The following is a 25,080-nucleotide window of genomic DNA, read 5'->3' on the forward strand; positions in this document are numbered from 1 at the left end:
TGGGGGCTCGTTGTTCACCTGCCTCGCCGGCACCGAAAGGATTTCCCGCATGCGCACCTCGCACCGACTGGCCTTTGCCTTCGCCACCACCGCCGCGCTGTGCGGCATGGCCGGCGCGCAGACGCCGCCCACGCTCGACAAGATCAAGGCCAGCGGCACGATGACCGTGGCCTACCGCGAGTCGTCGATCCCGTTCTCGTACCTGGGCGGCGACACACAGCCGGTGGGCTTCGGCTGGGAAATCTGCCAGCGCGTGGTGGCCGAGGTGAAGAAGGCCACCGGCCGCGCCGACCTGAAGGTGAACCACCAGGCCGTGACCTCGCAGAACCGCATCCCGCTGCTGGCCAACGGCACCATCGACATCGAGTGCGGCTCCACCACCAACAACAGCGACCGCGCCAAGCAGGTGTCGTTCGCGATCAACTACTTCTACACCGGCACCCGCTTCCTGGTGAAGGCCGACTCGGGCATCAAGTCCATCGCCGACCTGAAGGGCAAGAAAGTGGTGTCCACCACCGGCACCACCAACTACCAGTTGCTGCGCAAGCTCAACACCGAGCAGAACCTGGGCTTCGAGCTGCTGGCCGCCAAGGACCACGCCGAATCGGCGCTGATGGTGCAGAGCGGCCGCGCCGATGCCTTCGGCATGGACGACATCCTGCTGTACGGCCTGCGCGCCGGTGCGCAGAACCCGGCCGAGCTGGCCGTGGTGGGCGATGCGCTGCAGGTGGAGCCCTACGCCATCATGGTGCGCAAGGACGACGCGGCCTTCAAGAAGCTGGTCGACGACACCCTGGCCGGCCTGATGAAGAGCGGCGAGTTCGAGACGCTGTACAAGAAGTGGTTCCAATCGGCCATTCCGCCCAAGGGCATCAACCTGGCGGCGCCGATGAGCAAGGAGCTGGCCGACAACCTGAAGAACCTGTCGGACAAGCCGGCGCTGTAAGTGAAAGTCGAGCGGGCGATGAGCGAAGGCCTGGGCGTGGTCGGGGTGCTGGGCGGCATGGGTCCGCTGGCCACCATCGACTTCATGCGCAAGATGATCGAGGCCACGCCGGCCGCTTCCGACCAGGAGCATGTGCCGGTGGTGGTGAGCTCCATCCCGCAGGTGGCCGACCGCACCGCCGCCTTCCGCGGCGAGGGTGATTCGCCGCTGGCCGCCATGGTGGCCAGCGGCCGCCGCCTGGTGGACGCAGGCGCCGGCCTCGTCGTCATGCCCTGCAACACCGCCCACCTGTGGTGGGACGCGCTGGCGCCCGCCCTGGGCCTGCCGATGCTGCACCTGGTGGACGCGGCGCTGGCCGAAGGCGTGGAGCGCTTCGGCGCCGGCGCCCGGCTGGGCCTGCTGGCCACCGATGCGACCATCGCCTCGGGCCTGTACCCCAACCGCACGCCGGCGGGCAGCGGCCTGCAGTGGCTGTTGCCCACCGCGGCGGAAATGCTGCAGGGCGTGATGCCCGGCATCGCCGCCGTCAAGGCCGGCGACCTGACGGCCGCGCGCGGCCTGCTGCTGCCAGTGGCCGAGGCGCTGGCCCGGCGTGGTGCCCAGGCCCTGGTGCTGGGCTGCACCGAGATCCCGCTGGTGATAACCGCCGCCGGTGCGCCGCTGCCGGTGATCGACGCGACGCAAGCGCTGGCGCGCCGCGCCGTGGCCTGGTCGCTGGCGCAACGCAGCGCCGTGCCCGCCTGAGGAGCCCTTGATGAAAACCCACACCGCCCCGGCGGGGCAGCGCCATGCCTGCGTGATCGGCGCCGGCATCGTCGGCGCCGCCACCGCGCAGGCACTGGCCGAACGCGGCTGGCGCGTCACGCTGGTGGATGCGCAGCCGCAAGCCGGCCGCGGCGAAAGCCTGGGCAACGGCGCCCAGCTGAGCTACAGCTACGTGGAACCACTGGCCACGCCCGATGCGTTGAAGAACCTGCCCAAGTGGCTGTTGTCGCCCACCAGCCCGCTGCGCTGGCGGCCGCAGCCGCGCCTGGGCCATGCGCGCTGGTTGAGCGAGTTCATCGCCGCCTGCCAGTGGCCCACGGTGCGCCGCACCAGCGAGCAACTGCTGGCGCTGGCCGCCGAAAGCCGGCACACCTTGCACCGCTGGCTGGCCGCGCAGCCCGGCCGGGCCGAAGCCACCCGCCACACCCGGCCGGGCAAGCTGGTGATCTACCGCAAGCCCGAGGCGCTGGCCGGCGTGCAGCGGCAGATCGACTGGCAGCGCGCCTGGGGCTGCGAGCAGGCCATCGTCGGCGCTGACGAGGTGAAGCGGCTGGAACCCGCGCTGGCCGCCACCGGTGGCGGGCCCATCGCCTTCGGGGTGTGGACCGCAAGCGAAGAGGTGATCGACGCCGCCCGCCTGGCGGTGCTGCTGGCCGAGAGCAGCGGCGCCACGCTGCGTCTGGGTCAGAGGGTGACGGCGCTGCAGCGGGACGCCGCCGGGCGCGTGGTGGCCTGCCTGCTGGCACCTGCCGATGCCGCCGCCGGCCAGGCCGCCGAACGGCTGGAGGCCGATGCCTTCGTGCTGGCCGCCGGGCCGGCCACGCTGCAGCTGCTGCGCCCGCTGGGCGGCCGGCCGCCGATCGAGCCGATCAAGGGCTACAGCGTCTCGCTGCCCATCGTGGACGACGGCGCGGCGCCGCGCGTCAGCATCACCGACAACGGCCGCAAGCTGGTGCATGCACGCCTCGGTGACCGGCTGCGCGTGGCCGGCTTCGCCGAGCTGATCGGCATGAACCGTGAGCTGCCACCCCGCCGCATCGAGGCGCTGTGCCAGGCAGTGCGCGAGACCTTTCCCGGCGCCTGCCGCTTTGACGACGTGCAACCCTGGACCGGCCTGCGCCCCGCCACCCCCAGCGGCCGCCCGCAGGTGGGCCCCACCCGCTGGCCCGGCCTGTGGCTGAACGCCGGCCACGGCGCGCTGGGCCTGACGCTCGCCTGCGGCAGTGCCAGCCTGCTGGCCGATTTGATGGCCGGCGAGACGCCGCCACTGAATCCTGAACCCTTTCGCGTGACGGCCTGAGACGGCCGAGCAGCGCAGGCAGCGCCCCGCTTTTCAGCCCGCTACGCCGCCGCGGGGGCGCCGATGATGCGGCCATGCCCCGTGTCCTCCTGCTGCGCAGCGATGCGCCCGCCAAGCCCTCGCCCGGCCAGCCGTGCAACGGCTGCGGCGTGTGCTGCGCGGCCGAACCCTGCCCGGCCGGCATGCTGGTAAGCCGGCGCCGCACCGGCCGCTGCCGCGCGCTGCGCTGGGCTGGCGAGCGTTACCGCTGCGGCCTGGTGACCGAACCGGCGCGCCACCTGCCCCGGGCACTGCGCTGGCTGGCGCCGGTGCTGCGCCGCCTGGCGCTGCGCTGGATCTCGGCCGGCAGCGGCTGCGACAGTCTGGCGGTGGTGGAGCCGGGCAACGGCTGACGCAGCGAGCTTGGGGTACCACTCAAGCTGCTGCGGCTGCCGCGGCCCCGAACGCCTCGATGAAATCCGCCACCGGCTGCGGCGAGCGCAGACCCTGCGGCAGCAGCGCGCGCACCTCCACCGGCACCTCGGGCAGCAGCGTGCGCACATGCAGGCTGCGGCTGCGGCTGTCGTGCGCGGTGAACGAATCGATGATGGCCGGGCCGAAGCCCTGCTCGGCCAGCAGCATCGCGATGTGGTGGGTCTGCACCGTGATGCCGGCGGCCGGCGTGTGGCCCATCCGGGTCCACTGGTCGGCCAGCATCGCGCCCACCGGGTCGCGTTCGTCGATGCGGATGAAGGGCGTGCGCACCACGTCTTCCAGCGCCACCGTGGTGCGGCGGTCGGCCCGTTCGCCCTGCGGCGTGACGCACACCAGCCGGCCCACGGCCACCCGCTCTTCATGCAGCGCGGGGTGCGAGACGTTGCCGTAGACGATGCCCACGTCACCCTCCTGCAGCGCGATGGCGCGGGCGATCTCGCGGGTGTGCAGCGTCTGGATGGACACCGGTCGCTGCGGATGCCGGCGCTTGAAGCGCTTGAGCGCGGCGGGCAGCACATGCACCGCTAGCGAAGGCACGATGAGGATGCGCAGCTCGCTGTCCTCGCCGCTGCCGAGCGCGCTGGCGATGCGCCGCACCGATTCCAGCTGCGACATCAAGCGCTGCACCTCGGGGTAGAGCGACTGCGCCTCGCGCGTGGGCACCAGCCGGTTGCGCTGGCGGGTGAAGAGCGCATAGCCCAGCTGCAGTTCGGCATGCTGCAGCGCCTGGGTGACGGCCGGCTGCGTGACATGCAGCAGCCGCGCCGCCGCGCTGGCACTGCCGGTGAGCATGATGGCGTTGAAGACCTCGATGTGCTTGAGCTTCATGCCCCTAGCCTGCCAGCTGCCGCACCCGCTCGATGGCCAGCGACGCGGCGGCGGTGCGGGTCTCGACGCCCAGCTTTTCGTACACCCGCTCCAGATGCTTCTTCACGGTGGCGGCGCTGGCGCCCAGGATGTCGCCCACGTCGCGGTTGGTCTTGCCCTTGACCACCCAGTACAGCACCTCGGCCTCGCGGGCGGTGAGCTTGAAGGCCAGCATCATGCCTTCCAGCATCGCGGCGTCGTTGGCCTCGCGCAGCACGATCAGCCATTCGTCCTCGCCGGTGCTTTCATGCAGCGTGAAATGCAGCCGCCGCGCGCCCTGCACCAGCGAGCCGGCCTGCGAGCCAACGCCCGCCGCTGCGCCCGCCGCCACCTGCTGGCGCACCCAGTCCAGCAGCGGTGGCGGTGTCCACGGGCTGTCGCCGCCGAACCACTGCTGCAGCATCTGCCGCGCCAGCGCGGTCTGCCACACCAGCCGGCCATCGCTGGCGCGCACCACCAGGCTGGCGTGGCCGAAGGCATCGAGCGCGCTGCGGGCCTGGTGGGTCTGGCGCGCGTTGTTCACATGGGCGGCCAGCCGGGCCAGCACCTCGCGCGGGCGGATGGGCTTGGCCACGTAGTCGATGCCGCCGGCCGCGAAGGCCGCCAGCACATGCTCGGTCTCGGTCAGGCCGGTCATGAAGATGATGGGGATGGCCGCGGTGGCCGCATCGGCCTTCAGCCGCCGCGCCACCTCGAAGCCGTCCATGCCCGGCATCACCGCGTCCAGCAGCACGATGTCGGGCTGCGCCTGCGCGGCGCGCTGCAACGCGGCCTCGCCGTGGGTGGCCACCAGCACGGTGTAGCCGCTCTCGTCCAGCGCGTCGTGCAGCATCGAGAGGTTGTCGGGCTGGTCGTCGACGATCAGCACCACGTCGCCCGCGCTGCGGTCAAAACCGGAGGTGTCCATGCTCATGAAACGGAAGCGCTGCCCAATGCATCGCGCAGCGCAGTGTGCATCGCATCGAGCTGGAAGCCCTGCGCCAGCGCCCGCATGCGGGCGACGAAGCGGGCCGAATCCGCATGCGCGGCCTCGATCTCGTCGAGCTTGCGAGTGATGCCGCGCACGTAGCCCAGGCTCACCAGCTTGTCCAGCGCCTCCAGCTCGGCACGCGGCGGCAGCGGCACCTGGCCGCCTTCGGCCACCAGCATCACCCGCGGCACGGATGAGGCGGCGGCCGCGTCGATCCACTGCAGCTGCAGCCGGCGGCCCAGCCAGTCCAGCAGCTCGCCGATGCGTACCGGCTTGACCATGAAATCCTCGGGCGTGATGCCGACGTCGTTGTCCAGGCCCTTGTCGAAGGCATTGGCCGAGACGATGGCCGCGGGCGCGGCACTCAGCCCCTGGGCGCGCAGCCGGCGCAGCGTCTCCCAGCCGTCGATGCCGGGCATGGCCAGGTCCATCAGGATGGCGTCGGGCGCCAGGCCTGCCACGCGGGCCAGCGCCTCTTCGCCCGAAGCGGCCTGCGCCACTTCAAAGCCCAGCGGCTCCAGCACGCTGGCCAGGAAGCCGCGGTCCACCTCTTCGTTGTCCACCACCAGCACCTTGCGGCGCGCGCCCACGTAGCCGGTGCGCCGGCGCGGCGCTTCGGCAGGCCGGGTCAGCTCGGCCCGCATCTCGGGCAGGAAGAGGCGGATGGTGAAGCGGCTGCCGACGCCGGGCTCGCTGTGCACCCGCATCTCGCCGCCCATCAGGTCGGTCAGCATCTTGGCGATGGTCAGGCCCAGGCCGGTGCCGCCGCTGGCCGACATGCCGGCGGCCGAACCGCGCATGAAGGGCTCGAACACCCGCTCCAGCTCGGCTTCACTCATGCCGGGGCCGGTGTCCTCGATCTCGAAGCGGGCCAGCTCACGCGCCCAGCTGACGCGGAAGCTCACCCGCCCCTGCGCGGTGAACTTCACCGCATTGCCCAGCACGTTGATCAGGATCTGCCGCAGCCGCTTCTCGTCGGCCCGCACCACGTCGGGCAGGCTGTCGGCGATCTGCGGCTCGAAGGCGATGCCCTTGCCTGCGGCCTGCAGCTCGAAGAGGCGCGCCAGCTCATGCACGCATTCGCGAAAGCGCATCGGCTGCGGGCTGAGGCTGAACTTGCCGCCTTCGATGCGGGCGATGTCCAGCGTGCCTTCGATCAGGCTCAGCAGGTGGTCGCCGCCGCGGCGGATCACGCTCACCGCGCGCTTGCGGTGCTCGGGCATGTGCTCGTCCTCGTCCAGCAGCTGGGCATAGCCCAGGATGCTGTTGAGCGGCGTGCGCAGCTCATGGCTGATGGTGGTGATGTAGCGGCTCTTGGCCTGGTTGGCCGCATCGGCGGCACGCTTGGCCTGCTGCAGCGCGGCGTCGGTGCGGCGGTGCGATTCGGCCTCGCGCTGCAGCGCCTGCGTCTGCTCGTGCAGCGCCTGGGTCTGGCGGTTGGATTCTTCCTGCGCCACCTGCCGGCTCTTGTGCGTGAGCACCAGCCACCACGCCACGATGCCCGAGATGAGCAGCAGCGCCGCGAAGGCCTTGATGAAGCCCAGGCGCAGCGCGGGCTGCACCGCCACGCCGGCCTCGCCCAGCAGCCGCAGCTCATGCGCGTACAACGCGCCGAACAGCAGGCCCAGCACCGGCACCACCATCAGCATCACCATCAGGTAGTGGCCCAGGCCCGAGTCGATGGACGGCCACAGCGCCCGCGGCATCAGCTTGCGCAGCAGCGCCGTCCATTGCGCCGACAGCCGCGCGTCGGGCTTGCACAGGTCGCCGCAGCGCGCGTCCAGCGAGCAGCACAGCGAGCAGATCGGCCCCTGGTAGGCCGGGCAATGGGCCATGTCGTCGTGCTCGTAGTCGCGCTCGCAGATGCAGCAGCGCTGCAGGCCGTAGTGCTTCAGGGCCGCGGGCTGCGCCGCGCGCTCTTCCCCCGCCACCGGCACCAGCCGGAAGATCCGCCGCCCCGGCACCACCGGCGGCGGCGGGCCGGCGCCGTCGTGCCGCGCCAGGTAGTAGCGGCCGCCGGTGGCCCAGGCGATCAGCGGCGACACGACGAAGGCCGTGACCATCGCGATGACGGCCGAGAAGGCCTGCGCCAGCTCGCCGAAGGCGCCCATGTGCGCCGCCACCGACAGCACCGATGCGATGCCCATCGCGCCCACGCCCACCGGGTTGACGTCGTACAGGAAGGCGCGCTTGAACTCGATGCCGCGCGGGCTCCAGCCCATGGGCTTGTTGATCACCAGGTCGGCCACCACCGCCATCATCCAGCTGATGGCCAGGTTGGAGTACAGCCCCAGCACGTGGCCCAGGGCCTGGAACACGTCCAGCTCCATCAGCATCAGCGCGATGAGGGTGTTGAACACCACCCACACCACGCGCCCCGGGTGGCTGTGCGTCAGCCGCGCGAAGAAGTTGCTCCAGGCCAGCGAGCCGGCATAGGCATTGGTGACGTTGATCTTGAGCTGCGAGATGACCACGAACAGCGCCGTGGCCGCCACCGCCCAGCCGTAGTGCGGAAACACCAGGTTCCAGGCGTTCACGTACATCTGGTTGGGGTCGACCGCACGCTCGACCGGCACCATGTGCGACACCGCGATGTAGGCCAGCAGCGTGCCGGCCAGCATCTTGACCACGCCCAGCACCACCCAGCCCGGCCCGCCCACCAGCACGCCGGCCCACCAGCGAACCTTGGCCCGCGGCGTGTCGGGCTCGGGCATGAAGCGCAGGTAGTCGGCCTGCTCGCCCATCTGCGTGATCAGCGCAATGCCCACCGTGAGCGCCGCGCCGAAGCCCAGCAGGCTGAAGGCCGGCGTGTCGTTGGCGCCGCCATAGCCCGACAGCTCACCCAGCACGCCCGGGTAGGCATGGAACACGTAGATGAAGGGCAGCACCAGCATCAGCAGCCACAGCGGCTGCGTCCATACCTGCAGCCGGCTGATCATGGTCACGCCGTGGGTGACCAGCGGAATGACCACCAGCGCGCAAATCAGGTAGCCCCAGGCGGGCGGTATGTCGAAAGCCAGGTCCAGCGCATAGGCCATCACCGCCGCTTCGAGCGCGAAGAAGATGAAGGTGAAGCTGGCGTAGATGAGCGAGGTGAGCGTGCTGCCGATGTAGCCGAAGCCGGCGCCGCGGGTCAGCAGGTCCATGTCGACGCCGTAGCGCGCCGCGTAGATGCTGATGGGCAGGCCGGCCGCGAAGATGATCAGCCCCGTGCACAGGATGGCCCAGAAGGCATTGGCGAAGCCGTACTGCACCAGCAGCGTGGCGCCCACCGCTTCCAGCACCAGGAAGGAGGCGGCGCCGAAGGCCGTGTTGGCCACCCGCCATTCCGACCATTTGCGGAACGAGCGCGCGGTGAAGCGCAGCGCGTAGTCCTCCATGGTCTCGCTGCCGACCCAGCTGTTGTAGTCGCGGCGCACCTTGACCACCCGCTGCGGCGCATCGTCCAGGCGCTGCGGCGGCGCGGTCCCACTGTCGTCCTTCATGGGCATGGACCATCAAGAAACGCACCAAGCCGCGGCACTGGCATCCATCCTGCTGAAAGAAGTCCCATGGAACTCACGCCCCGCGAGAAGGACAAGCTCCTGATCTTCACCGCCGCCTTGCTGGCCGAACGCCGCAAGGCCCGCGGCCTCAAGCTCAACTACCCCGAGGCGGTGGCGCTGATCAGCGCCGCCATCATGGAAGGCGCCCGCGACGGCAAAAGCGTCGCCGCCCTCATGAGCGAGGGCAAGACCGTGCTCACCCGGGCCGACGTGATGGACGGCATCGCCGAGATGATCCCCGAGATCCAGGTCGAAGCCACCTTCCCGGACGGCACCAAATTGGTGACGGTGCACCAACCCATTGCATAGCCCCACCCGCGGGCGCACCGTTGTGGCGCCTGCGTGGGCTTGCTGCTTCTAGAAGAAGGACTGCCTGATGACCCATCGCCCCCGCCGCGCCGCCCTGCTGGGCCTGGCCGCCGCCGCCCTGCCGCTGATCGCCAGTGCCCACGTGGGCCAGGATGGTGCAGCCCATCACGGCCTGCTCGCCGGCCTGCTGCACCCGTTCACCGGCCTGGATCACCTGCTGGCCATGCTGGCCGTCGGCACCTGGGGCGCTTTGTCGCTGCCGGCCACGGCAAGCGACGGCGGCCGGCTGCAACGCCTGGGCACCGCGGCCCGGCTGCCGCTGGTGTTCGCCGCGCTGCTGCTGGTCGGCGCGCTGGCCGCCGCTGCCGGGCTGCGCCTGCCGGCGGTGGAGCCGATGATCGCTGCCTCACTGCTGGTGCTGGGGCTGCTGGTGGCATTGCGCAGCCGGCTGCCGGCCATGGCGGCCTCGGCCCTGGTGGGCGGTTTCGCGCTGTTCCACGGCGCGGCACATGGCACCGAGCTGGGCGGCGCCGCCGCGCTGGCCGGCATGGTGGCTGCCACGGCCGTGCTGCATGCGGCCGGCCTGGCTCTGGGCTTTGCGCTGCGTGACCGCGCGCCCTGGCTGGGCCGCCTGGCCGGTGGCGCCACCGCGGTGGTGGGCGCCGGCCTGCTGCTGGCTTGAAGGGGCGGACGATGGTGCCCGGTGAACTGCTGATCGACGACGGCGAACATGAACTCAACCCCGGCCGGCGCACGCTGACCGTGGTGGTCGAGAACGCCGGCGACCGGCCGATCCAGGTCGGCTCGCACTACCACTTCGCCGAGTGCAACGGCGCGCTGCAGTTCGACCGCGACGCCGCGCGCGGCATGCGGTTGAACATCGCGCCCGGTACCGCGGTGCGCTTCGAGCCCGGGCAGCAGCGCACGGTGGAACTGGTGGACTACGCCGGCGCACGCACGGTCTACGGTTTCCGTGGGCTGGTGCAGGGCCAACTCTGAAGGGGCGCAACAACATGGCACGCATCGGACGACGCGCCTACGCAGAGATGTTCGGCCCCACCGTGGGCGACCGCCTGCGGCTGGCCGACACCGACCTCGTCATCGAGGTGGAGAAGGACTACACCCTGGCCGCGGGCGGCCACGGTGAAGAAGTGAAGTTCGGCGGCGGCAAGGTGATCCGCGACGGCATGGGCCAGGGCCAGGTGCCCAACGGTCCGGGCGCCCACGAGGCAGCCGACTGCGTGATCACCAACGCGCTGATCATCGACCACTGGGGCATCGTCAAGGCCGACATCGGCATCAAGGGCTGCCGCATCGCCGCCATCGGCAAGGCCGGCAACCCCGACGTGCAGCCGGGCGTGGACATCGTCATCGGCCCGGGCACCGAGATCATCGCCGGCGAAGGCATGGTGGTCACGGCCGGCGCCATCGACAGCCACATCCACTTCATCTGCCCGCAGCAGATCGAAGAAGCGCTGATGAGCGGCGTGACCACGATGATCGGCGGCGGCACCGGCCCGGCCACCGGCACCCTGGCCACCACCTGCACCCCCGGGCCCAGCAACATCGCCCGCATGCTGCAGGCGGCCGACGCCTTTCCGATGAACATCGGCTTCTTCGGCAAGGGCAACGCCAGCCGGCCCGAGGCGCTGCACCAGCAGGCCGAGGCCGGCGTCATCGGCATGAAGCTGCACGAGGACTGGGGCACCACGCCTTCGGCCATCGACAACTGCCTGGGCGTGGCCGAGCTGCACGACATCCAGGTGGCGATCCACTCCGACACGCTGAACGAGTCCGGCTTCGTCGAGAACACCATCGCGGCCACCAAGGGCCGCACGTTGTGCGCCTTCCACACCGAAGGCGCGGGCGGCGGCCATGCGCCCGACATCATGAAGGTGGTGGGCGAGGCCAACTTCCTGCCCTCGTCGACCAACCCGACGATGCCCTACACGGTCAACACCATCGACGAGCACCTGGACATGCTGATGGTGTGCCACCACCTCGATGCGTCCATCGCCGAGGACCTGGCGTTTGCCGAAAGCCGCATCCGCCGCGAGACCATCGCCGCCGAGGACATCCTGCACGACCTGGGCGCGATCAGCATGTTCAGCTCCGACAGCCAGGCCATGGGCCGCGTGGGCGAAGTGCCGCTGCGCTGCTGGCAGACGGCGCACAAGATGAAGCAGCAGCGCGGCGCGCTGCCCGGCGACAGCGAGCGCAACGACAACACCCGCGTCAAGCGCTACATCGCCAAGCTCACCATCAACCCGGCGATTGCGCACGGCGTGTCGCACGAGGTGGGCTCGATCGAGGTGGGCAAGTGGGCCGACCTGGTGCTCTGGCGCCCAGCCTTCTTCGGCGTCAAGCCCAGCCTCATCCTCAAGGGCGGCTTCATCGCCGCAGCCGCGATGGGCGATGCCAATGCCTCCATCCCCACGCCGCAGCCGGTGCACTACCGGCCGATGTTCGGCAGCTATGGCGGTGCGCTGCACCGCACCTCACTCACCTTCGTCAGCGCGGCTTCACTGGCCAACGGTGCGGCCGAGAGCTATGGCCTGCACAAGCCGCTGGCCGCGGTGAAGGGCTGCCGGGGCGTGACCAAGGCCGACATGGTGCACAACAGCCTGACCCCCCGCATGGAGATCGACGCCCAGACCTACACCGTGCGCGCCGACGGCGAGCTGCTGACCTGCGAGCCCGCCAAGGTGCTGCCGATGGCACAGCGGTATTTCTTGTTCTGAGCTATTCGGACAGCTTGCGAAGGGCATCGCTGCGTTGCTGCATCAAGCGGCGCGCCTCGGACATCTGGCTGTCCAACAAGGTCGAGGCACGCCTCAGCGTGAGGCGCCCCTGCTCCTCGGTCAGACACACGCTGTCCCCTGCTTTCCGCTGCAGGCGCGCCAGCAGATCGTCAGGCAACGCAACGCCCAGTGAGTCGTCGATCGAGATGAGTTTGAGGGCCGTCATGTCAGGCTGCGGGATTGAAGTGACGGTTGTTAGTATTTCCGCTTTCCCTCACCGCCCACAACCATGCTCACCGTCAACAAACTGATGCCCCAAGGCCGCGGCCTGGCCGCCGTGTTGCTCAAGCGCGCCGCCAGCGTGGCGCTGGACTGGGACGTGCGGCAGAAAAGCCGTTTCGATGCCACCGACAGCCAGGGCCGCACGCTGGGCGTGTTCCTGCCGCGTGGCACGGTGGTGCGCGGCGGTGACGTGCTGGTGGCCGAGGACGGCTCGCTGATTCGCGTGGAAGCGGCGCCGCAGCCGGTGCTGGTGGTGCGCCATTGCAGCGAGCACGGCACGCCCTTCGACCTGCTGCGCGCGGCCTACCACCTGGGCAACCGCCATGTGCAGCTGCAGCTCACGCCCGACCACCTGAAGCTGGAACCCGACCACGTGCTGGCCGACATGCTGCGGTCCATGCACCTGATCGTCACCGAGGCGAACGAGGGCTTCGAGCCGGAAGGCGGCGCGTACGCGGCAGGTGGGCACGGACACGCCCACGGCCATGACCATGGGCACTCGCACAGCCATGACCACGGCCACGCGCATGACCATGATCACGCGCACGACCACGACCACGACCACAGCCACGCCGCCGCGCCGGCGCCCGCCTGCAAGCCCATCGCCATCCCCATCGCCGCTGCGCCCACGCCGCACGTGCACGGCCCTGGCTGCGGGCACGACCACGGCCATTCGCATTGAGCTCCGCCGCCCTGCCCGCGCCGCTGCCCGCGCCCGCGCTGCTGCAGCTCATCTGGCTGGCCTCGCCGGCGCTGCCGGTGGGCGGCTTCAGCTACTCCGAAGGCCTGGAAGCCGCGGTCGATGCCGGCCTGGTGACCGGTGAAGCCGCCGCCCGCGACTGGCTGGTGGACCAGCTGACGCTGGCACTCGGCCGCGCCGACCTGCCGGTGCTGGCCCAGGCCTTCACCGCCTGGCAGCGGCACGACGTGGCCCGCATCACCGCACTCAACGACTGGGTGCGCCACACGCGTGAAAGCCAGGAGCTGCGCCAGCAGGCCGAGCAGATGGGCCGCTCGCTGGTGGAATGGCTGCGCAACAGCGACGCGCGCGACGACCCGCGGCTGGCGACGCTAGCAGCGCTGGCGCCCGCGCCCACCTGGCCGGTGGCCTTTGCGCTGGCCGCCGCCCGCAGCGGCGCACCGGCCGAGGCCGCGCTGCAAGCCCATGCCTTCGGCTGGGCCGAGAACATGGTGCAGGCCGCCCTCAAGGCCGTGCCGCTGGGCCAGAGCGCGGGCCAGCGCATCCTGCAGGCATTGCTGGAGCGCATCCCTGCCGTGGTCGAGTCCGCCCTGGCCTGCACCGATGACGACCGCCAGGCCTTCACGCCGATGCTGGCCATCCTCTCGGCCCGCCACGAAACCCAGTACTCCCGCCTCTTCCGTTCCTGAACGCCTTCTGCCTGAAGCAGCACCCCACCATGAGCACCGCCCTGCACCACATTCCCCGCCGCACCAAGAAACTGCCGCCGCTGCGCGTGGGCGTGGGCGGCCCGGTGGGTTCCGGCAAGACCACGCTGGTGGAAATGCTATGCAAGACGATGCGCGAGAAGTGGGACCTGGTGGTCGTCACCAACGACATCTACACCAAGGAAGACCAGCGACTGCTCACCGTCGCCGGCGCGCTGGAGCCTGAACGCATCATGGGCGTGGAAACCGGCGGCTGCCCGCACACCGCCATCCGCGAAGACGCCTCCATCAACCTGGAGGCGGTGGACCGCATGCTGGACAAGTTCCCCGATGCCGACATCGTGTTCATCGAGTCGGGCGGCGACAACCTGGCGGCCACCTTCAGCCCTGAGCTGAGCGACCTGACGATCTACGTGATTGACGTGGCGGCGGGCGAGAAGATTCCGCGCAAGGGCGGCCCCGGCATCACTAAGAGCGACCTCTTCGTCATCAACAAGACCGATCTGGCGCCGCACGTGGGCGCCGACCTGGGTGTGATGGAAGCCGACACCCGGCGCATGCGGCCCAACCGCCCGTTCGTGATGACCAACCTGCGCACGCACGCCGGGCTGGCCGAGGTCATCGATTTCATCGAAACCAAGGGGCTGTTGCGCGGAGCATGATGGCCGGTACGCTCTTCGTGACATAGGCCGCCCGGCGGCGCCGGGGCACGCCGACAGGCATGCCCGGTGCCTAGCATCAGCGGCCTTCACCCCTTACACGAGGAGAATTCCATGGGTCTGATGTCCTTCATCAAGGAAGCCGGCGAGAAGCTGTTCCACATCGGCGAAGCCAAGGCGGCCCCCGCCAGCGCACCCGCTGCGGTGGACGTGGCGGCGCTCAACGAGAAGGCCAGCGCAGCCATCGCCAACTATGTGCGTTCGCAGAACTTGTCGACCGATGGCATCGACATCCAGTTCGATGGCGCCACCAACACGGTGACGGTCAGCGGCACGGTGGCCGACCAGGCCACCAAGGAAAAACTGCTGCTGTGCTGCGGCAACGTGCAGAACGTGGCCGGTGTGAACGACCTGCTGGTGGTCGCCCAGGCGGCCGAGCCCGAATCGCAGTGGTACACGGTGGTGTCGGGCGACAACCTGTCGAAGATTGCCAAGCAGTTCTACGGCAACCCGAACAAGTACCCGGTCATCTTCGAGGCCAACAAGCCGATGCTCACGCACCCGGACAAGATCTACCCGGGCCAGATGCTGCGCATTCCGCCGGCGGCCTGAACGACTTTCACGCTCTCAGTCCCGCCGGGCCGCCCCAAGGGACTGAGATCCCCCTCGGGGGGGCGCGAGCGCAGCGAGCTTGGGGGCCGCGTCTCAGTCAGGCGACGGCGCGCCGGTGCACATGCACCACCTGCGTGGCGGCCTGTACGGGCGCGGCCGCAGCCACCGCGTCGTCGAACACCTGGCGGGCGCAGTCTTCGCAGCAACCGCAGTTGCGGGCGATGCAGGTGTCGTCCTGCAGCATTTCAAAGTCGGCCACGCCTTCGCGCACGGCGCGTTGGATGTCGCGGTCAGAGATTCGGTGGCACAGGCAGACGATCATGGCGGAGGCAGCAGTGAGCTGACCGCCAGTCTACAAGAATGCGAATCCTTCTCGTTTGTAAAAACCTACGGATTCTGCGGCTTCAGCTGATCTCGCCCACCGCCAGCTGCAGGTAGTTCTGCTGGCCGATCTTGTCCACCAGGTCGAGCTGGGTCTCGATGTGGTCGATGTGCTCCTCGGTGTCGGACAGGATATCTTCCAGCAGCTCGCGCGAGACATAGTCGCGCACCGATTCGCAGTAGGCGATGGCGTCCTTCAGCAGGCCGTGGGAGCCCTTCTCGATCTGCAGGTCGCAACGCAGCACTTCCACGGCGTCCTCGCCGATCAGCAGCTTGCCCAGGTCCTGCAGATTGGGCAGGCCCTCCAGCATCAGGATGCGGTCCATCAGCCGGTCGGCGTGCTTCATCTCCTCGATGGACTCCTCGTACTCCTTCTTCGCCAGCTTCTCGAAGCCCCAGTTCTTCAGCATGCGGTAGTGCAGAAAGTACTGGTTGATGGCGGTCAGCTCGTTCTTCAGCTGGGCGTTGAGGTACTCGAGGACCTTGGGGTCGCCTTGCATGCATCTTCTCCTTGTGGGCGCAAGTGCGGATTGTGCGCGCCGGGCCGTGCCCGCAGGCTGCAAATCCCCCGAGTCGTGGTCTTGCTGCGAATCATTTGCAGGGCGCGTGCGGGTTTGCGGCGCTACAGTGCCCGCCTCACGAGGAGACCGGTTCCATGCTCATCAACTGTGTCGTCTACCAGGACGGCAAGAAGCTCGCGGACATCAGCGTCGATGACATCAGCGACTACGTCACGCGGGACGACTGCTTCGTGTGGGTGGCGCTGCTCGACGCCACCGACGCCGAATTGCGCCAGATGCAGCAGGAGTTCGGGCTGCACGAACTGGCGGTGGAAGACGCCCGCCACGGCCACCAGCGGCCCAAGGTCGAGGAATACGGCGACATGGTGTTCGCCGTGATGCATGCCGTGGAGATCGAGCCCACCGGCGACCTGCGCGTGGGCGAAGTGAATGTGTTCGTGGGGCCCAACTTCGTGCTGTCGGTGCGCAACCGCAGCTCGCAGGGCTTTCTGGGCGTGCGCGGCCGGGCCGAGCGGGAGGCCCACCTGCTGCGCCACGGCTCGGGCTTCGTGTTCTACGCGCTGATGGACGCGGTGGTGGACCGCTACTTCCCGGTGATCGACCAGCTGGAAACTGAGCTGGAAGAGATCGAGAACCGCATCTTCGACCGTGGCCGCGGCCGCGCCAACATCGAGAACCTGTACGGCCTGAAGCAGCGCATCCTGATGCTCAAGCATGCGGTGGCGCCGCTGATGGAAGCCACCGGCAAGCTGAGCATGGGCCGGGTGCCGCGGGTGTGCGACAACACCCGCGAGTACTTCCGCGACGTGTACGACCACCTCACCCGCATCAACAGCACGCTGGACACCTTGCGCGAAACCATCGCCACCGGCATCCAGGTCAACCTGTCGATGGTGACGATCGAGGAGTCGGAAGTGACCAAGCGGCTGGCGGCCTGGGCCGGCATCTTCGCGGTGGCCACCGCCTTCGTCGGCGTCTGGGGCATGAACTTCGAGCACATGCCCGAACTGAAATGGCAGTACGGCTACCCGCTGGCGCTCGGCATCATCGTCGCGGCCTGCGGTTTCACGGCCTGGCGGTTCCGCCGCGCCGGCTGGTTGTGACAGCGGCCGGGTGCGGACCGCGCCCGGCCTGCCCTGGTGAGAGGCCTGGTTACAGGCCCATGAGTTGCCTACGGCTGACGGTGCGCCCGGCGCCCGCCTCTACACTGCGCGCCAAATTCAGCCGTCCACGATGAACGCACCTTCTTCTCCGCCCTCGGGCGCCAAGCCGAACCGACTGGCCCTGCCGCTGTTGGCAGGCACCCTGGCCGCCGCCGGCCTGCCCGCCGCCGCCCAGCAGGTGCCGGCCACCGTGGCTGCGTCGGCACCCGCCCCCAGCGTGCAACGGTTGACGATGGCCGACTGCGCCGCGATCGGCCCCGCCGCCGATCGCCTGGCCTGCTACGACAACCTGGCCGGCCGTGCACCGGCCGACCCGGCGCCCGCGGCACCGGTGGCACCGCCCACGCCGGCCGACGGCTCGGCCGTGCCCGCCACCTCGGTGCTGGCGCCCAAGGACACGCCGCTGGCCCCGGCCAACAGCCCGGCGGGCGAGCAGAGCCTGCTGTCCAAGTACTGGGAGCTGGACCCGCAGGACAAGCGCGGCACCTTCAATTTCGTGGGCTACCGGCCCAACTACGTGCTGCCGGCGCGCTACACCGACCGCATCAACCGCAATCCCAGCTCGCCCACGCAGGCAGCGGTAAACCAGCCCAACGCGCGCCGCGTCGAGGCCAAGTTCCAGGTGTCTCTGCGCACCAAGGTGGCCCAGGGGCTGGTGTTCCCGAATGCCGACCTGTGGCTGGCCTTCACCCAGCAGGCCACCTGGCAGGTGTACACCGGGGCCGATTCCAAACCCTTCCGCAACACCGACTACGAGCCCGAGGCCACCTACGTGCTGGCCACCACGCCGGGCCTGCGCAGCCTGCCCTTCGGCTGGCAGTGGCGCTACACGCAGCTGGGCATCGCGCACCAGTCCAACGGTCAGTCCGACCCGCTGTCGCGCAGCTGGAACCGGGTGTACCTGGGGGCCGGCTTCGAGCGCGGCGACTGGTCGTTCAGCACCCGCTTCCTGCGGCGGCTGAAGGAGTCGATCGAGGACGACAACAACCCCGACCTGGTGGACTACCGCGGCCGTGGCGAATTCCAGCTTAACTGGGCCTCGGGGCTGTCCACCGCCTCGCTGCTGTACCGCACCACGCTGAAAAACAGCCACTACGGCGCGCTGCAGTTCGAGTACACCTACCCGGTGTTCAAGCAGCAGCCCAACGGGCTGCGCTGGTACCTGCAGATGTTCAGCGGCTATGGCGAAACGCTGACGGACTACAACTTCCGCCAGACCAGCCTGGGGCTGGGCGTCACCTTCCTCCAGTTCTGACGTAGCCCCCAAGCTCGCTGCGCTCGCAGCCCCCCGGGGGGGCGCAGGTTCCTTGGGGCGGCCCGGCGGAACCTCCTCGCCATTGCTCAGCGAATGGAGCCCAGCGAGCGCAGCGCCTTCACGGCGCCTTCGCCCATGGCCGCGCCGAAGCGCTTGGCCAGGCGTTCGGCCACGTTTTCCTTGGGCGTGTAGTCGATCACCTCTTCGGCCTTGACCACCTCGCGCGCCACGTAGTCGAGCGAGCCGGTGTGGTCGGCCAGGCCCAGCTTGATGGACTCTTCGCCGTTCCAGAACAGGCCCGAGAAGGTGTCGGGCGTTTCCTTCAGCCGGTTGCCGCGGCCTTCCTTGACCACCGCGATGAACTGCTGGTGGATCTGGTCGATCATGGCCTGGGCCAGCGCACGCTGGCGCTCGGGCAGCGGCGAGAACGGGTCCAGCATGCCCTTGTTTTCACCCGCGGTGATCAGCCGGCGCTCCACGCCCAGCTTGTCCATCAGGCCGGTGAAGCCGAAGCCGTCCATCAGCACGCCGATGGAGCCGACGATGGAGGCCTTGTCCACGTACACCTCGTCGGCACCGACGGCGATGTAGTAGGCGCCCGAGGCGCAGATCTCCTCGACCACCGCGTAGACCTTCTTGCCGTGCTTGGCCTTCAGGCGGCGGATCTCGTCGTACACCATGCCGGCCTGCACCGGGCTGCCGCCCGGCGAGTTGATGCGCAGCACCACCGCCTTGGCATTGACGTCCTCGAAGGCGGACTTGAGCGCGGCATTGATGTTCTCGGCGCTGGCCTCGGTGTCGGCGGCGATCTCGCCGCGCACTTCCACCAGCGCGGTGTGCGGGCCGGTGGGCGCCGCATGCTGCACCCGCTGCACGAAGAGGGCGTACAGCACCGCCAGCGCGACGGCCAGCCACACGATGCGGAAGAACACGCGCCAGCGACGGTCGCTGCGGCGCTCACGCAGCAGGCCGTCGGCCAACTGCTCGACGGCCGATTCGAGGTGGGTGGTGCGCAGCGTGTGCGCGGCAGCGGGCGGCACCGGGGCGGGTGCGGGCGTGGGGGCAGCGCTGGAAGGCGGCAGCGGTTGTGCCGGCGGCGCGTCGTCTTGGGGGATCATGCAGGGGCGCTTTCGGAGGGCGGCGCGTCGAAGCTGACGGGCCGGATGTCGCGTGAAGGATACCAATACACCTGGCCGTCACGCTCTTGCAGCGTGATGGCGGTGAGCTTGCCGCGGCCGCAGGGGCCGCCCGCGCAGCGGCCGTCGGCCGGCTCGTAGGCAGCGCCGTGGATGGAGCACAGGATCCAGCGGCGGTCCATGTCCAGGAACTGGCCTTCCTGCCAGTCCATCTCGGTGGGCACGTGCACGCAGCGGTTGACGTAGCCCACCACGCGGCCATCGAAGCGCAGCGCGAAGCCGCGGGCGGGCGCGCCGTACAGCAGCAGGTCGAACACCCGCGCCTGACCCCGCTCGGCCAGGTCGGCCGAAGCGCACAGGTGCTGCGCCGGCAGCTCGGCGGCCGCGGGCGGCAGGGCGGCCTCAGGCATGCTGCAGCAGCCAGTCGTGCAGTTCGCGGGTGGAGTGCGCGACGAACAGCGGCTCGAAGGCCTCGAAGGCCTCGGGCTCATGCGCGCCGTAGCTCACCGCCACGCTGGGCACGCCGGCATTGGCGGCCATCTGCAGGTCGTGGGTGGTGTCGCCGATCATCAGCGTGCGCTCGGGGTCGGCGCCGAACTCGCGCATCAGCTCATGCAGCATCAGCGGGTCGGGCTTGGAGGCGGTGCGGTCGGCGGTGCGGGTGCCGTCGAACATCTCCACCAGGCCGGAATGGGCCAGCGCCTCGTCCAGCCCGCGCTTGCCCTTGCCGGTGGCCACGGTCAGCCAGTGGTGGCGGGCCTTGAGGTCGTTCAGCATCTCCAGCGTGCCGGGGAACAGCAGCACCTCGTGCTGGCGCGCGAACCAGTGATGGCGGTAGCGCGCGCCCAGCTCGGGGTAGCGCTCGGCCGGCAGGCCGGGCACGCAGTGCTGCAGGGCGTCGTGCAGGCCCAGGCCGATGACGTAGGCCGCGTCGGCATCGCTGGGCACCGCCACGCCGATGTCGCGCGCCGCGCCCTGGATGCACTGCACGATCAGCGCGGTGGAATCGAAGAGCGTGCCGTCCCAGTCGAAGGCGATGAGGTCGAAACGGCGGGGTCGGAGGGCTTTCTGGGTCATAGGCTCGCCAGCAACTGCTGGCACTCGGTGGGCAGGTCGGCAGCCAGCTCGATGCGCTGGCCGGTGGCAGGATGGTCGAACGCCAGGCGCCGCGCGTGCAGGAACATGCGCCCGAAGCGCAGCGGGCCGCGCGCCACCTCGCGGTTGAGTTCGAAATCGCCGTACTTCGGGTCGCCGACGATGGGATGGCCCTCGTGCTGCAGGTGCACCCGGATCTGGTGCGTGCGGCCGGTCTTGATGGTCACGTCCAGCAGCGAGAAGCGCGCGTAGGTGGCCGCCACCTTGACCAGCGTGATCGAGCGCTTGCCTTCGTCTTCGCCCACGGCGGTGCGCACCCGGCGCTCGCCGGCAGCGTCCAGGAACTTGTGCAGCGGCACATCGATGACCTTGCGGCTGGCCGGCCAGGCGCCGATCACCAGCGCCGCGTAGGTCTTGCCGGTGTCGCGGGCGCGGAACTGGTCCTGCAGCGCGGTCAGCGCGCTGCGCTTCTTGGCCAGCAGCAGGATGCCGGAGGTTTCCTTGTCCAGCCGGTGCACCAGTTCCAGGAACTTGGCCTGCGGCCGCGCGCGCCGCAGCTGCTCGATGACGCCGAAGCTCACGCCGCTACCGCCGTGCACCGCCACACCGGCCGGCTTGTCGATGGCCAGCAGGTGATCGTCTTCGTACAGCAGCGGAAATTCGCGCGGCGGCGCGGCGGGCGCGTCCTGCCGGTCGGGCAGGCGCACGGGGGGCACGCGCACCTCGTCGCCCAGTTCCAGCCGGGTGTCGGCGCCGGCGCGGCCCTTGTTGACGCGCACCTCGCCCGAGCGGATGACGCGGTACACATGCGTCTTGGGCACGCCCTTGAGCACCCGCAGCAAAAAATTGTCCAGCCGCTGCCCGGCCGAGTTTTCGTCGATGACCAGCCGTTGCACGGCAGGCGCGTCGGCTTTTGTTTCTATAATCCGCGCGACCACGTTGGTGCTGCTAGTGCTTGAGTCGTAAAAGTTTACCCGGGCGCCCCTCCACCAACGCGGCCAGTGGGCGAAAGCCCGAAAACCAGGTGATGCAACGTAGTGCGCCCGCGGCGGGCCCGGTCCCCAAGTGACCCGGCAGCCCCGGGGGTTCCGCGGAAGAGACACCGTCGAAGAACCCACCCGAGCGCGGCCGATGTAGGTCGTCGCAACGGCAAGAACAAGGTTTCCTGGTGCCTGGCCCTCAACGGCCAGGCCCACGCGTCCAGTGACCCAGCGCATGCTGTCGCCGTCATTCCCCTCCAGCCGCCGCCTGCGGTCCCGCGCCTATCCGGCCGGGGCCCCTGCCGTGCTGCCGCCGTGCGCCGCACGGCGCGCCCGGGAAGTCACGCCGCCAGCACCTTCGCCGGAGCCTGCGACGCACGCGCCAACGCTGCACCGCTGATCGCATCGCGATCACCACCGCAGTCCAGGGCGATTCCTTCCGGTTCCAAACGAGTGCTCGTGCATCGGTGAGTCGCCTTCCTCGCGGAAGGGGACGTGTCACGTTTGGAGTGCACATGAAGCGCATGCTGATCAACGCCACGCAGCCGGAAGAGCGGCGTCTGGCGATCGTCGACGGGCAGAAACTGCTCGACTTCGAAACAGAACTGGAAGGGCGCGAACAGCGCAAAGGCAATATCTACAAGGCCGTCGTCACCCGCGTCGAGCCTTCGCTGGAAGCCTGCTTCGTCGATTACGGCGAGGATCGCCACGGTTTTCTGCCGTTCAAGGAAATCTCCCGCTCGTATTTCAAGGAAGGCGCGGACGTCAAGAACGCCCGCATCAACGAGGTCATCAAGGAAGGCCAGGAACTGCTGGTCCAGGTGGAAAAGGAAGAGCGCGGCAACAAGGGCGCCGCACTCACCACCTTCATTTCGCTGGCCGGCCGCTACCTGGTGCTGATGCCCAACAACCCGCGCGGCGGTGGCGTCAGCCGCCGCATCGAGGGGGAAGACCGCGAAGAGCTGAAGGAAAACCTCGAGCAGCTGGAATACCCCAAGGGCATGAGCCTGATCGCCCGCACCGCGGGCATCGGCCGCTCCGCCGCCGAGCTGCAGTGGGACCTGAACTACATGCTCAAGCTGTGGACCGCCATCGACGGCGCGGCACAGGCGGGCAAAGGCGCGTTCCTGATCTACCAGGAGTCGTCGCTGGTGATCCGCGCGATCCGCGACTACTTCACCGCCGACATCGGCGAGATCCTGATCGACACCGACGACATCTACGATCAGGCGCAGCAGTTCATGAACCACGTGATGCCGGAGACGGCCAATCGCGTGAAGCGCTACCGTGACGACGCGCCGCTGTTCAGCCGCTTCCAGATCGAGCACCAGATCGAGACGGCCTTCAGCCGCACGGTGAACCTGCCCTCGGGCGGCGCCATCGTGATCGACCACACCGAAGCGCTGGTGTCCATCGACGTCAACTCGGCCCGCGCCACCCGCGGCAGCGACATCGAGGAAACCGCCACCCGCACCAACCTGGAAGCGGCCGATGAAATCGCCCGCCAGATGCGGCTGCGCGACCTGGGCGGCCTGATCGTGGTCGACTTCATCGACATGGAGGAGAGCAAGAACCGCCGCGAGGTGGAGACGCGCCTGCGTGACGCGCTGCGCTTCGACCGCGCCCGGGTGCAGCTCAGCGCCATCAGCAAGTTCGGTCTGCTGGAACTTAGCCGCCAGCGCCTGCGCCCCGCGCTGAGCGAAGGCAGCCACATCACCTGCCCGCGCTGCAACGGCACCGGCCACATCCGCGACACCGAAAGCTCCGCGCTGCAGATCCTGCGCATGGTGCAGGAAGAGTCGATGAAGGAAAACACCGCCGCCGTGCATGTGCAGGTGCCGGTGGAGGTGACCAGCTTCCTGCTCAACGAGAAGCGCACCGAGATCACCAAGATCGAGCTGAAGCAGCGCATCACCGTGCTGCTGGTGCCCAACAAGCACCTGGACACGCCCAACTACCGGCTGGAGCGCCTGCGCCACGACGACCCGCGCCTGGAGGGCCTGCAGGCCAGCTACACGATGGTCGAGGAGCCGGACGACGAGGTCGGCATCACCCGCCGCCGCGACGCCAACGAGAAGAAGGCCAAGCAGGAGCCGGTGATCAAGGGCATCCTGCCCGAGACCCCCGCCCCCATCTCGCCGCCCAAGCCCGCCCCGGCGCCCGCGCCGGTGGTGGCCGCACCCGTGCCCGCCCCGGCCCCGGTGCCCGTACCTGCGCCGGCCCCGGCCAGCGGCGGCTTCTTCGGCTTCCTCAAGAAGCTGTTCGGCATCCCGGAAGCGGCGCCTGCGCCGGCCCCGGTGGCCGCGCCGGTGGCAGCACCGGCCACGCCCACGCCTGCGGGCGACAAGCGCGAAGGCCGTGACGGCCGCCGCGGTGGCCGTGGTGAGCGTGGCGAACGCGGTGACCGCAACGAGCGCGGCGGCAACCGCGGCGAGCGTGGTGAGCGTGGTGAGCGCCGCGATGGCAAGCCGGCAGAAGGCCGCACGGCCGACGCCAACGGCCGTGGCGGCCGCGGTGAAGACCGTGCCGACCGCAGTGCCGAAGGCCGTGGCGACAACCGCGAAGGCCGCAATGGCGAACGCCGCGAGGGCCGTCAGGGCCGCCGTGAGCGGGCCGAGGGTGATGCACCGCGCAGCGCCGAAACCGTGCAGGCCTTTGCCGCCGGTGAAGCCGTGGAAGGCGCCGCCCGCCCGCCGCGTGGCGAACGCAGTGAGCGTGGTGAGCGTGGTGAACGTGGTGAGGGCCGCCGCGGCCCGCGCCCCGAGCGTGACGTGAGCCTGGCTCCCGCCGAGGCTGCCGACGTGCAGGCGGCGCAACCGGCTTTCGTCGACAGCCAGCCGGCCGATGGCGCCGAGGGCGACAACGCCGAGCGTGACGGCCGCCGTCGCCGCCGCCGCCGTGGTGGCCGTGGCCGTGAAGAAGGTGCCGAGCTGCCGGAAGGCGTGCAGGCTGCCGAAGCCAAAGTCGCCGTGGTGCCGGCCGAAGGCGCCGTGGTGCCGGCCGAAGCGACCGGTGAGCCGGTGGTGGTGGCTGCCGCCGACGTGGTGGGCGACGTCGCCACCGCCGACCCGGCCAGCGCCGATGCCCCGGCCGGTGAAGGCCGCCGCCGCCGTGGCCGTGGTGAGCGCAACCGCCGCGAAGATCGCGACGAGACGCTGGAAGCCGGCGTCGCCGCCGAGCCGCCGCTGCCCATCAGCGCTGGCGTGCAGCCGGCCGACAGCGTCGAGACCGAGGCACCGGCTCCCGCGCCCGCAGCCGCCCCGGTGATGGCCTACCTGCCCGCCGCCGATGGCGAGACGCTGCCGGTGGCCGCCGCCACCGCGCCGGTCGCCGCACCGGTGGTCGCTGAGGAAGCCCCGGCGCCCGCCGCTGTGGCAGCCACGCCGGCCCCTGCGGCCTACACGCTGCCGATGGCCAGCCTGGCCGAGCTGGCGCAGTCCGCCGGCCTGGAGTGGGTGAACTCCGACGCCGACAAGGTGCGGGCCGCCAAGGAAGCCATGGCGCGTGAGCCGAAGCCGGTGCACGTGCCGCGTGAGCCCAAGCCGGTGGTCGTCATCGACGAAGGCAAGCTGACGCTGGTGGAAACGCGCAAGGACCTCGGGCAGATGAAGATGCCCTTCGACGCCTGATAGAAAAACACAACGCGCCGAAAGGCGCGTTGTTCATTTCAGG

The 25,080-nt window shown here is 69.7% G+C and carries 25 protein-coding genes; 15 read left to right on the forward strand and 10 right to left on the reverse strand.

Annotated elements, in window-relative coordinates:
- Window positions 1-49 precede the first annotated feature (49 nt).
- The 4 genes from MW290_RS27015 to MW290_RS27030 all read left to right on the forward strand — a co-directional run bounded on the left by MW290_RS27015 (window position 50) and on the right by MW290_RS27030 (window position 3,403).
- The gene (locus MW290_RS27015) at window positions 50-946 is read left to right on the forward strand and encodes an amino acid ABC transporter substrate-binding protein (protein ID WP_250197450.1); all 897 of its coding nucleotides are present in this window, start codon (window positions 50-52) and stop codon (window positions 944-946) included.
- Between the two features lie 18 nt (window positions 947-964).
- Window positions 965-1,690 carry a cysteate racemase gene (gene cuyB, locus MW290_RS27020; protein ID WP_250197451.1) on the forward strand — a complete coding sequence of 242 codons (726 nt, stop codon included), beginning with the start codon at window positions 965-967 and terminating at the stop codon, window positions 1,688-1,690.
- A gap of 10 nt (window positions 1,691-1,700) precedes the next feature.
- Window positions 1,701-3,011 carry an FAD-dependent oxidoreductase gene (locus MW290_RS27025; RefSeq protein ID WP_250197452.1) on the forward strand — a complete coding sequence of 437 codons (1,311 nt, stop codon included), beginning with the start codon at window positions 1,701-1,703 and terminating at the stop codon, window positions 3,009-3,011.
- Between the two features lie 74 nt (window positions 3,012-3,085).
- Window positions 3,086-3,403 (forward strand): hypothetical protein, encoded by a 318-nt coding sequence (locus MW290_RS27030; RefSeq protein WP_250197453.1) that lies wholly within the window; start codon window positions 3,086-3,088, stop codon window positions 3,401-3,403.
- A gap of 22 nt (window positions 3,404-3,425) precedes the next feature.
- On the opposite strand, the gene MW290_RS27035 is transcribed toward MW290_RS27030, so the two are convergent.
- From MW290_RS27035 to MW290_RS27045, 3 genes are read right to left on the reverse strand one after another with little or no spacing between them, the layout of a single operon-like run.
- Window positions 3,426-4,313 carry a LysR family transcriptional regulator gene (locus MW290_RS27035; RefSeq protein WP_250197454.1) on the reverse strand — a complete coding sequence of 296 codons (888 nt, stop codon included), beginning with the start codon at window positions 4,311-4,313 and terminating at the stop codon, window positions 3,426-3,428.
- A gap of 4 nt (window positions 4,314-4,317) precedes the next feature.
- On the reverse strand, window positions 4,318-5,259 hold the full coding sequence (locus MW290_RS27040; RefSeq protein WP_250197455.1) for a response regulator transcription factor: 942 nt from the start codon (window positions 5,257-5,259) through the stop codon (window positions 4,318-4,320).
- 2 nt (window positions 5,260-5,261) lie between these two features.
- On the reverse strand, window positions 5,262-8,813 hold the full coding sequence (locus tag MW290_RS27045) for an ATP-binding protein (RefSeq protein ID WP_375142861.1): 3,552 nt from the start codon (window positions 8,811-8,813) through the stop codon (window positions 5,262-5,264).
- A gap of 60 nt (window positions 8,814-8,873) precedes the next feature.
- Between MW290_RS27045 and ureA the strand changes: the two genes are divergently transcribed.
- From ureA to ureC, 4 genes are all read left to right on the forward strand, one after another.
- Window positions 8,874-9,176, forward strand: a complete 303-nt coding sequence (gene ureA, locus MW290_RS27050; protein ID WP_250197457.1) for an urease subunit gamma — start codon at window positions 8,874-8,876, stop codon at window positions 9,174-9,176.
- Window positions 9,177-9,243: 67 nt separating this feature from the next.
- Window positions 9,244-9,858, forward strand: coding sequence for a HupE/UreJ family protein (locus tag MW290_RS27055; RefSeq protein ID WP_250197458.1), 615 nt, complete (start codon window positions 9,244-9,246; stop codon window positions 9,856-9,858).
- An 11-nt stretch (window positions 9,859-9,869) separates the two neighbouring features.
- On the forward strand, window positions 9,870-10,175 hold the full coding sequence (locus MW290_RS27060; protein ID WP_250197459.1) for an urease subunit beta: 306 nt from the start codon (window positions 9,870-9,872) through the stop codon (window positions 10,173-10,175).
- Between the two features lie 14 nt (window positions 10,176-10,189).
- The gene (gene ureC, locus MW290_RS27065; RefSeq protein WP_250197460.1) at window positions 10,190-11,917 is read left to right on the forward strand and encodes an urease subunit alpha; all 1,728 of its coding nucleotides are present in this window, start codon (window positions 10,190-10,192) and stop codon (window positions 11,915-11,917) included.
- Window position 11,918: 1 nt separating this feature from the next.
- On the opposite strand, the gene MW290_RS27070 is transcribed toward ureC, so the two are convergent.
- Entirely contained in the window at window positions 11,919-12,143 is a 225-nt protein-coding gene (locus tag MW290_RS27070) for an AbrB/MazE/SpoVT family DNA-binding domain-containing protein (RefSeq protein ID WP_250197461.1), read from the reverse strand.
- Between the two features lie 63 nt (window positions 12,144-12,206).
- Between MW290_RS27070 and ureE the strand changes: the two genes are divergently transcribed.
- The 4 genes from ureE to lysM all read left to right on the forward strand — a co-directional run bounded on the left by ureE (window position 12,207) and on the right by lysM (window position 14,877).
- Window positions 12,207-12,881 (forward strand): urease accessory protein UreE, encoded by a 675-nt coding sequence (ureE, locus tag MW290_RS27075; protein WP_250197462.1) that lies wholly within the window; start codon window positions 12,207-12,209, stop codon window positions 12,879-12,881.
- Window positions 12,878-13,588: an urease accessory protein UreF gene (locus MW290_RS27080; protein ID WP_250197463.1), complete on the forward strand. Its 711-nt coding sequence runs from the start codon at window positions 12,878-12,880 to the stop codon at window positions 13,586-13,588. The genes ureE and MW290_RS27080 overlap by 4 nt, the downstream gene beginning before the upstream one ends.
- Window positions 13,589-13,617: 29 nt before the next feature.
- On the forward strand, window positions 13,618-14,268 hold the full coding sequence (gene ureG, locus MW290_RS27085; RefSeq protein ID WP_250197464.1) for an urease accessory protein UreG: 651 nt from the start codon (window positions 13,618-13,620) through the stop codon (window positions 14,266-14,268).
- Between the two features lie 111 nt (window positions 14,269-14,379).
- Window positions 14,380-14,877: a peptidoglycan-binding protein LysM gene (lysM, locus tag MW290_RS27090; protein ID WP_250197465.1), complete on the forward strand. Its 498-nt coding sequence runs from the start codon at window positions 14,380-14,382 to the stop codon at window positions 14,875-14,877.
- A gap of 97 nt (window positions 14,878-14,974) precedes the next feature.
- Here the strand turns inward: lysM and MW290_RS27095 are convergent, their stop codons facing one another.
- The gene (locus MW290_RS27095) at window positions 14,975-15,199 is read right to left on the reverse strand and encodes a (2Fe-2S)-binding protein (protein ID WP_250197466.1); all 225 of its coding nucleotides are present in this window, start codon (window positions 15,197-15,199) and stop codon (window positions 14,975-14,977) included.
- A gap of 82 nt (window positions 15,200-15,281) precedes the next feature.
- Window positions 15,282-15,758 (reverse strand): bacterioferritin, encoded by a 477-nt coding sequence (bfr, locus tag MW290_RS27100; protein ID WP_250197467.1) that lies wholly within the window; start codon window positions 15,756-15,758, stop codon window positions 15,282-15,284.
- Between the two features lie 155 nt (window positions 15,759-15,913).
- On the opposite strand from bfr, the gene corA reads away from it, so the two are divergent.
- On the forward strand, window positions 15,914-16,882 hold the full coding sequence (corA, locus tag MW290_RS27105; protein ID WP_250197468.1) for a magnesium/cobalt transporter CorA: 969 nt from the start codon (window positions 15,914-15,916) through the stop codon (window positions 16,880-16,882).
- Between the two features lie 130 nt (window positions 16,883-17,012).
- Window positions 17,013-18,197: a phospholipase A gene (locus MW290_RS27110; protein ID WP_250197469.1), complete on the forward strand. Its 1,185-nt coding sequence runs from the start codon at window positions 17,013-17,015 to the stop codon at window positions 18,195-18,197.
- A gap of 86 nt (window positions 18,198-18,283) precedes the next feature.
- On the opposite strand, the gene MW290_RS27115 is transcribed toward MW290_RS27110, so the two are convergent.
- The 4 genes from MW290_RS27115 to MW290_RS27130 are packed head-to-tail and all read right to left on the reverse strand — an operon-like array spanning window position 18,284 to window position 21,324.
- A complete protein-coding gene (locus MW290_RS27115; RefSeq protein ID WP_250197470.1) occupies window positions 18,284-19,315 on the reverse strand; it encodes a S49 family peptidase in 1,032 nt (343 codons plus the stop codon).
- A complete protein-coding gene (locus MW290_RS27120) occupies window positions 19,312-19,743 on the reverse strand; it encodes a Rieske (2Fe-2S) protein (protein WP_250197471.1) in 432 nt (143 codons plus the stop codon). Before MW290_RS27120 ends, MW290_RS27115 begins: the two co-directional genes overlap by 4 nt.
- The gene (locus MW290_RS27125) at window positions 19,736-20,410 is read right to left on the reverse strand and encodes an HAD family hydrolase (protein WP_250197472.1); all 675 of its coding nucleotides are present in this window, start codon (window positions 20,408-20,410) and stop codon (window positions 19,736-19,738) included. Before MW290_RS27125 ends, MW290_RS27120 begins: the two co-directional genes overlap by 8 nt.
- The gene (locus MW290_RS27130) at window positions 20,407-21,324 is read right to left on the reverse strand and encodes an RluA family pseudouridine synthase (protein ID WP_250197473.1); all 918 of its coding nucleotides are present in this window, start codon (window positions 21,322-21,324) and stop codon (window positions 20,407-20,409) included. Before MW290_RS27130 ends, MW290_RS27125 begins: the two co-directional genes overlap by 4 nt.
- A 599-nt stretch (window positions 21,325-21,923) precedes the next feature.
- Here MW290_RS27130 and MW290_RS27135 point away from each other — a divergent pair.
- The gene (locus tag MW290_RS27135) at window positions 21,924-25,037 is read left to right on the forward strand and encodes an Rne/Rng family ribonuclease (protein ID WP_250197474.1); all 3,114 of its coding nucleotides are present in this window, start codon (window positions 21,924-21,926) and stop codon (window positions 25,035-25,037) included.
- Window positions 25,038-25,080 lie beyond the last annotated feature (43 nt).

This window comes from Aquincola tertiaricarbonis, assembly GCF_023573145.1.
Taxonomy (GTDB): domain Bacteria; phylum Pseudomonadota; class Gammaproteobacteria; order Burkholderiales; family Burkholderiaceae_C; genus Aquincola; species Aquincola tertiaricarbonis_B.

Excerpts from the sequence above, each read along its gene's own strand:
- MW290_RS27095 (WP_250197466.1), bottom strand. The coding sequence starts at position 15,199 with ATGATCGTCTGCCTGTGCCACCGAATCTCTGACCGCGACATCCAACGC.
- MW290_RS27030 (WP_250197453.1), top strand. The coding sequence starts at position 3,086 with ATGCCCCGTGTCCTCCTGCTGCGCAGCGATGCGCCCGCCAAGCCCTCG.
- MW290_RS27060 (WP_250197459.1), top strand. The coding sequence starts at position 9,870 with ATGGTGCCCGGTGAACTGCTGATCGACGACGGCGAACATGAACTCAAC.
- MW290_RS27025 (WP_250197452.1), top strand. The coding sequence starts at position 1,701 with ATGAAAACCCACACCGCCCCGGCGGGGCAGCGCCATGCCTGCGTGATC.
- cuyB (WP_250197451.1), top strand. The coding sequence starts at position 965 with ATGAGCGAAGGCCTGGGCGTGGTCGGGGTGCTGGGCGGCATGGGTCCG.
- corA (WP_250197468.1), top strand. The coding sequence starts at position 15,914 with ATGCTCATCAACTGTGTCGTCTACCAGGACGGCAAGAAGCTCGCGGAC.
- MW290_RS27035 (WP_250197454.1), bottom strand. The coding sequence starts at position 4,313 with ATGAAGCTCAAGCACATCGAGGTCTTCAACGCCATCATGCTCACCGGC.
- MW290_RS27045 (WP_375142861.1), bottom strand. The coding sequence starts at position 8,813 with ATGCCCATGAAGGACGACAGTGGGACCGCGCCGCCGCAGCGCCTGGAC.
- MW290_RS27115 (WP_250197470.1), bottom strand. The coding sequence starts at position 19,315 with ATGATCCCCCAAGACGACGCGCCGCCGGCACAACCGCTGCCGCCTTCC.
- MW290_RS27125 (WP_250197472.1), bottom strand. The coding sequence starts at position 20,410 with ATGACCCAGAAAGCCCTCCGACCCCGCCGTTTCGACCTCATCGCCTTC.
- MW290_RS27055 (WP_250197458.1), top strand. The coding sequence starts at position 9,244 with ATGACCCATCGCCCCCGCCGCGCCGCCCTGCTGGGCCTGGCCGCCGCC.
- ureE (WP_250197462.1), top strand. The coding sequence starts at position 12,207 with ATGCTCACCGTCAACAAACTGATGCCCCAAGGCCGCGGCCTGGCCGCC.
- MW290_RS27040 (WP_250197455.1), bottom strand. The coding sequence starts at position 5,259 with ATGGACACCTCCGGTTTTGACCGCAGCGCGGGCGACGTGGTGCTGATC.
- MW290_RS27135 (WP_250197474.1), top strand. The coding sequence starts at position 21,924 with ATGAAGCGCATGCTGATCAACGCCACGCAGCCGGAAGAGCGGCGTCTG.
- bfr (WP_250197467.1), bottom strand. The coding sequence starts at position 15,758 with ATGCAAGGCGACCCCAAGGTCCTCGAGTACCTCAACGCCCAGCTGAAG.
- ureA (WP_250197457.1), top strand. The coding sequence starts at position 8,874 with ATGGAACTCACGCCCCGCGAGAAGGACAAGCTCCTGATCTTCACCGCC.
- ureC (WP_250197460.1), top strand. The coding sequence starts at position 10,190 with ATGGCACGCATCGGACGACGCGCCTACGCAGAGATGTTCGGCCCCACC.
- lysM (WP_250197465.1), top strand. The coding sequence starts at position 14,380 with ATGGGTCTGATGTCCTTCATCAAGGAAGCCGGCGAGAAGCTGTTCCAC.
- MW290_RS27070 (WP_250197461.1), bottom strand. The coding sequence starts at position 12,143 with ATGACGGCCCTCAAACTCATCTCGATCGACGACTCACTGGGCGTTGCG.
- MW290_RS27110 (WP_250197469.1), top strand. The coding sequence starts at position 17,013 with ATGAACGCACCTTCTTCTCCGCCCTCGGGCGCCAAGCCGAACCGACTG.
- MW290_RS27015 (WP_250197450.1), top strand. The coding sequence starts at position 50 with ATGCGCACCTCGCACCGACTGGCCTTTGCCTTCGCCACCACCGCCGCG.
- ureG (WP_250197464.1), top strand. The coding sequence starts at position 13,618 with ATGAGCACCGCCCTGCACCACATTCCCCGCCGCACCAAGAAACTGCCG.
- MW290_RS27120 (WP_250197471.1), bottom strand. The coding sequence starts at position 19,743 with ATGCCTGAGGCCGCCCTGCCGCCCGCGGCCGCCGAGCTGCCGGCGCAG.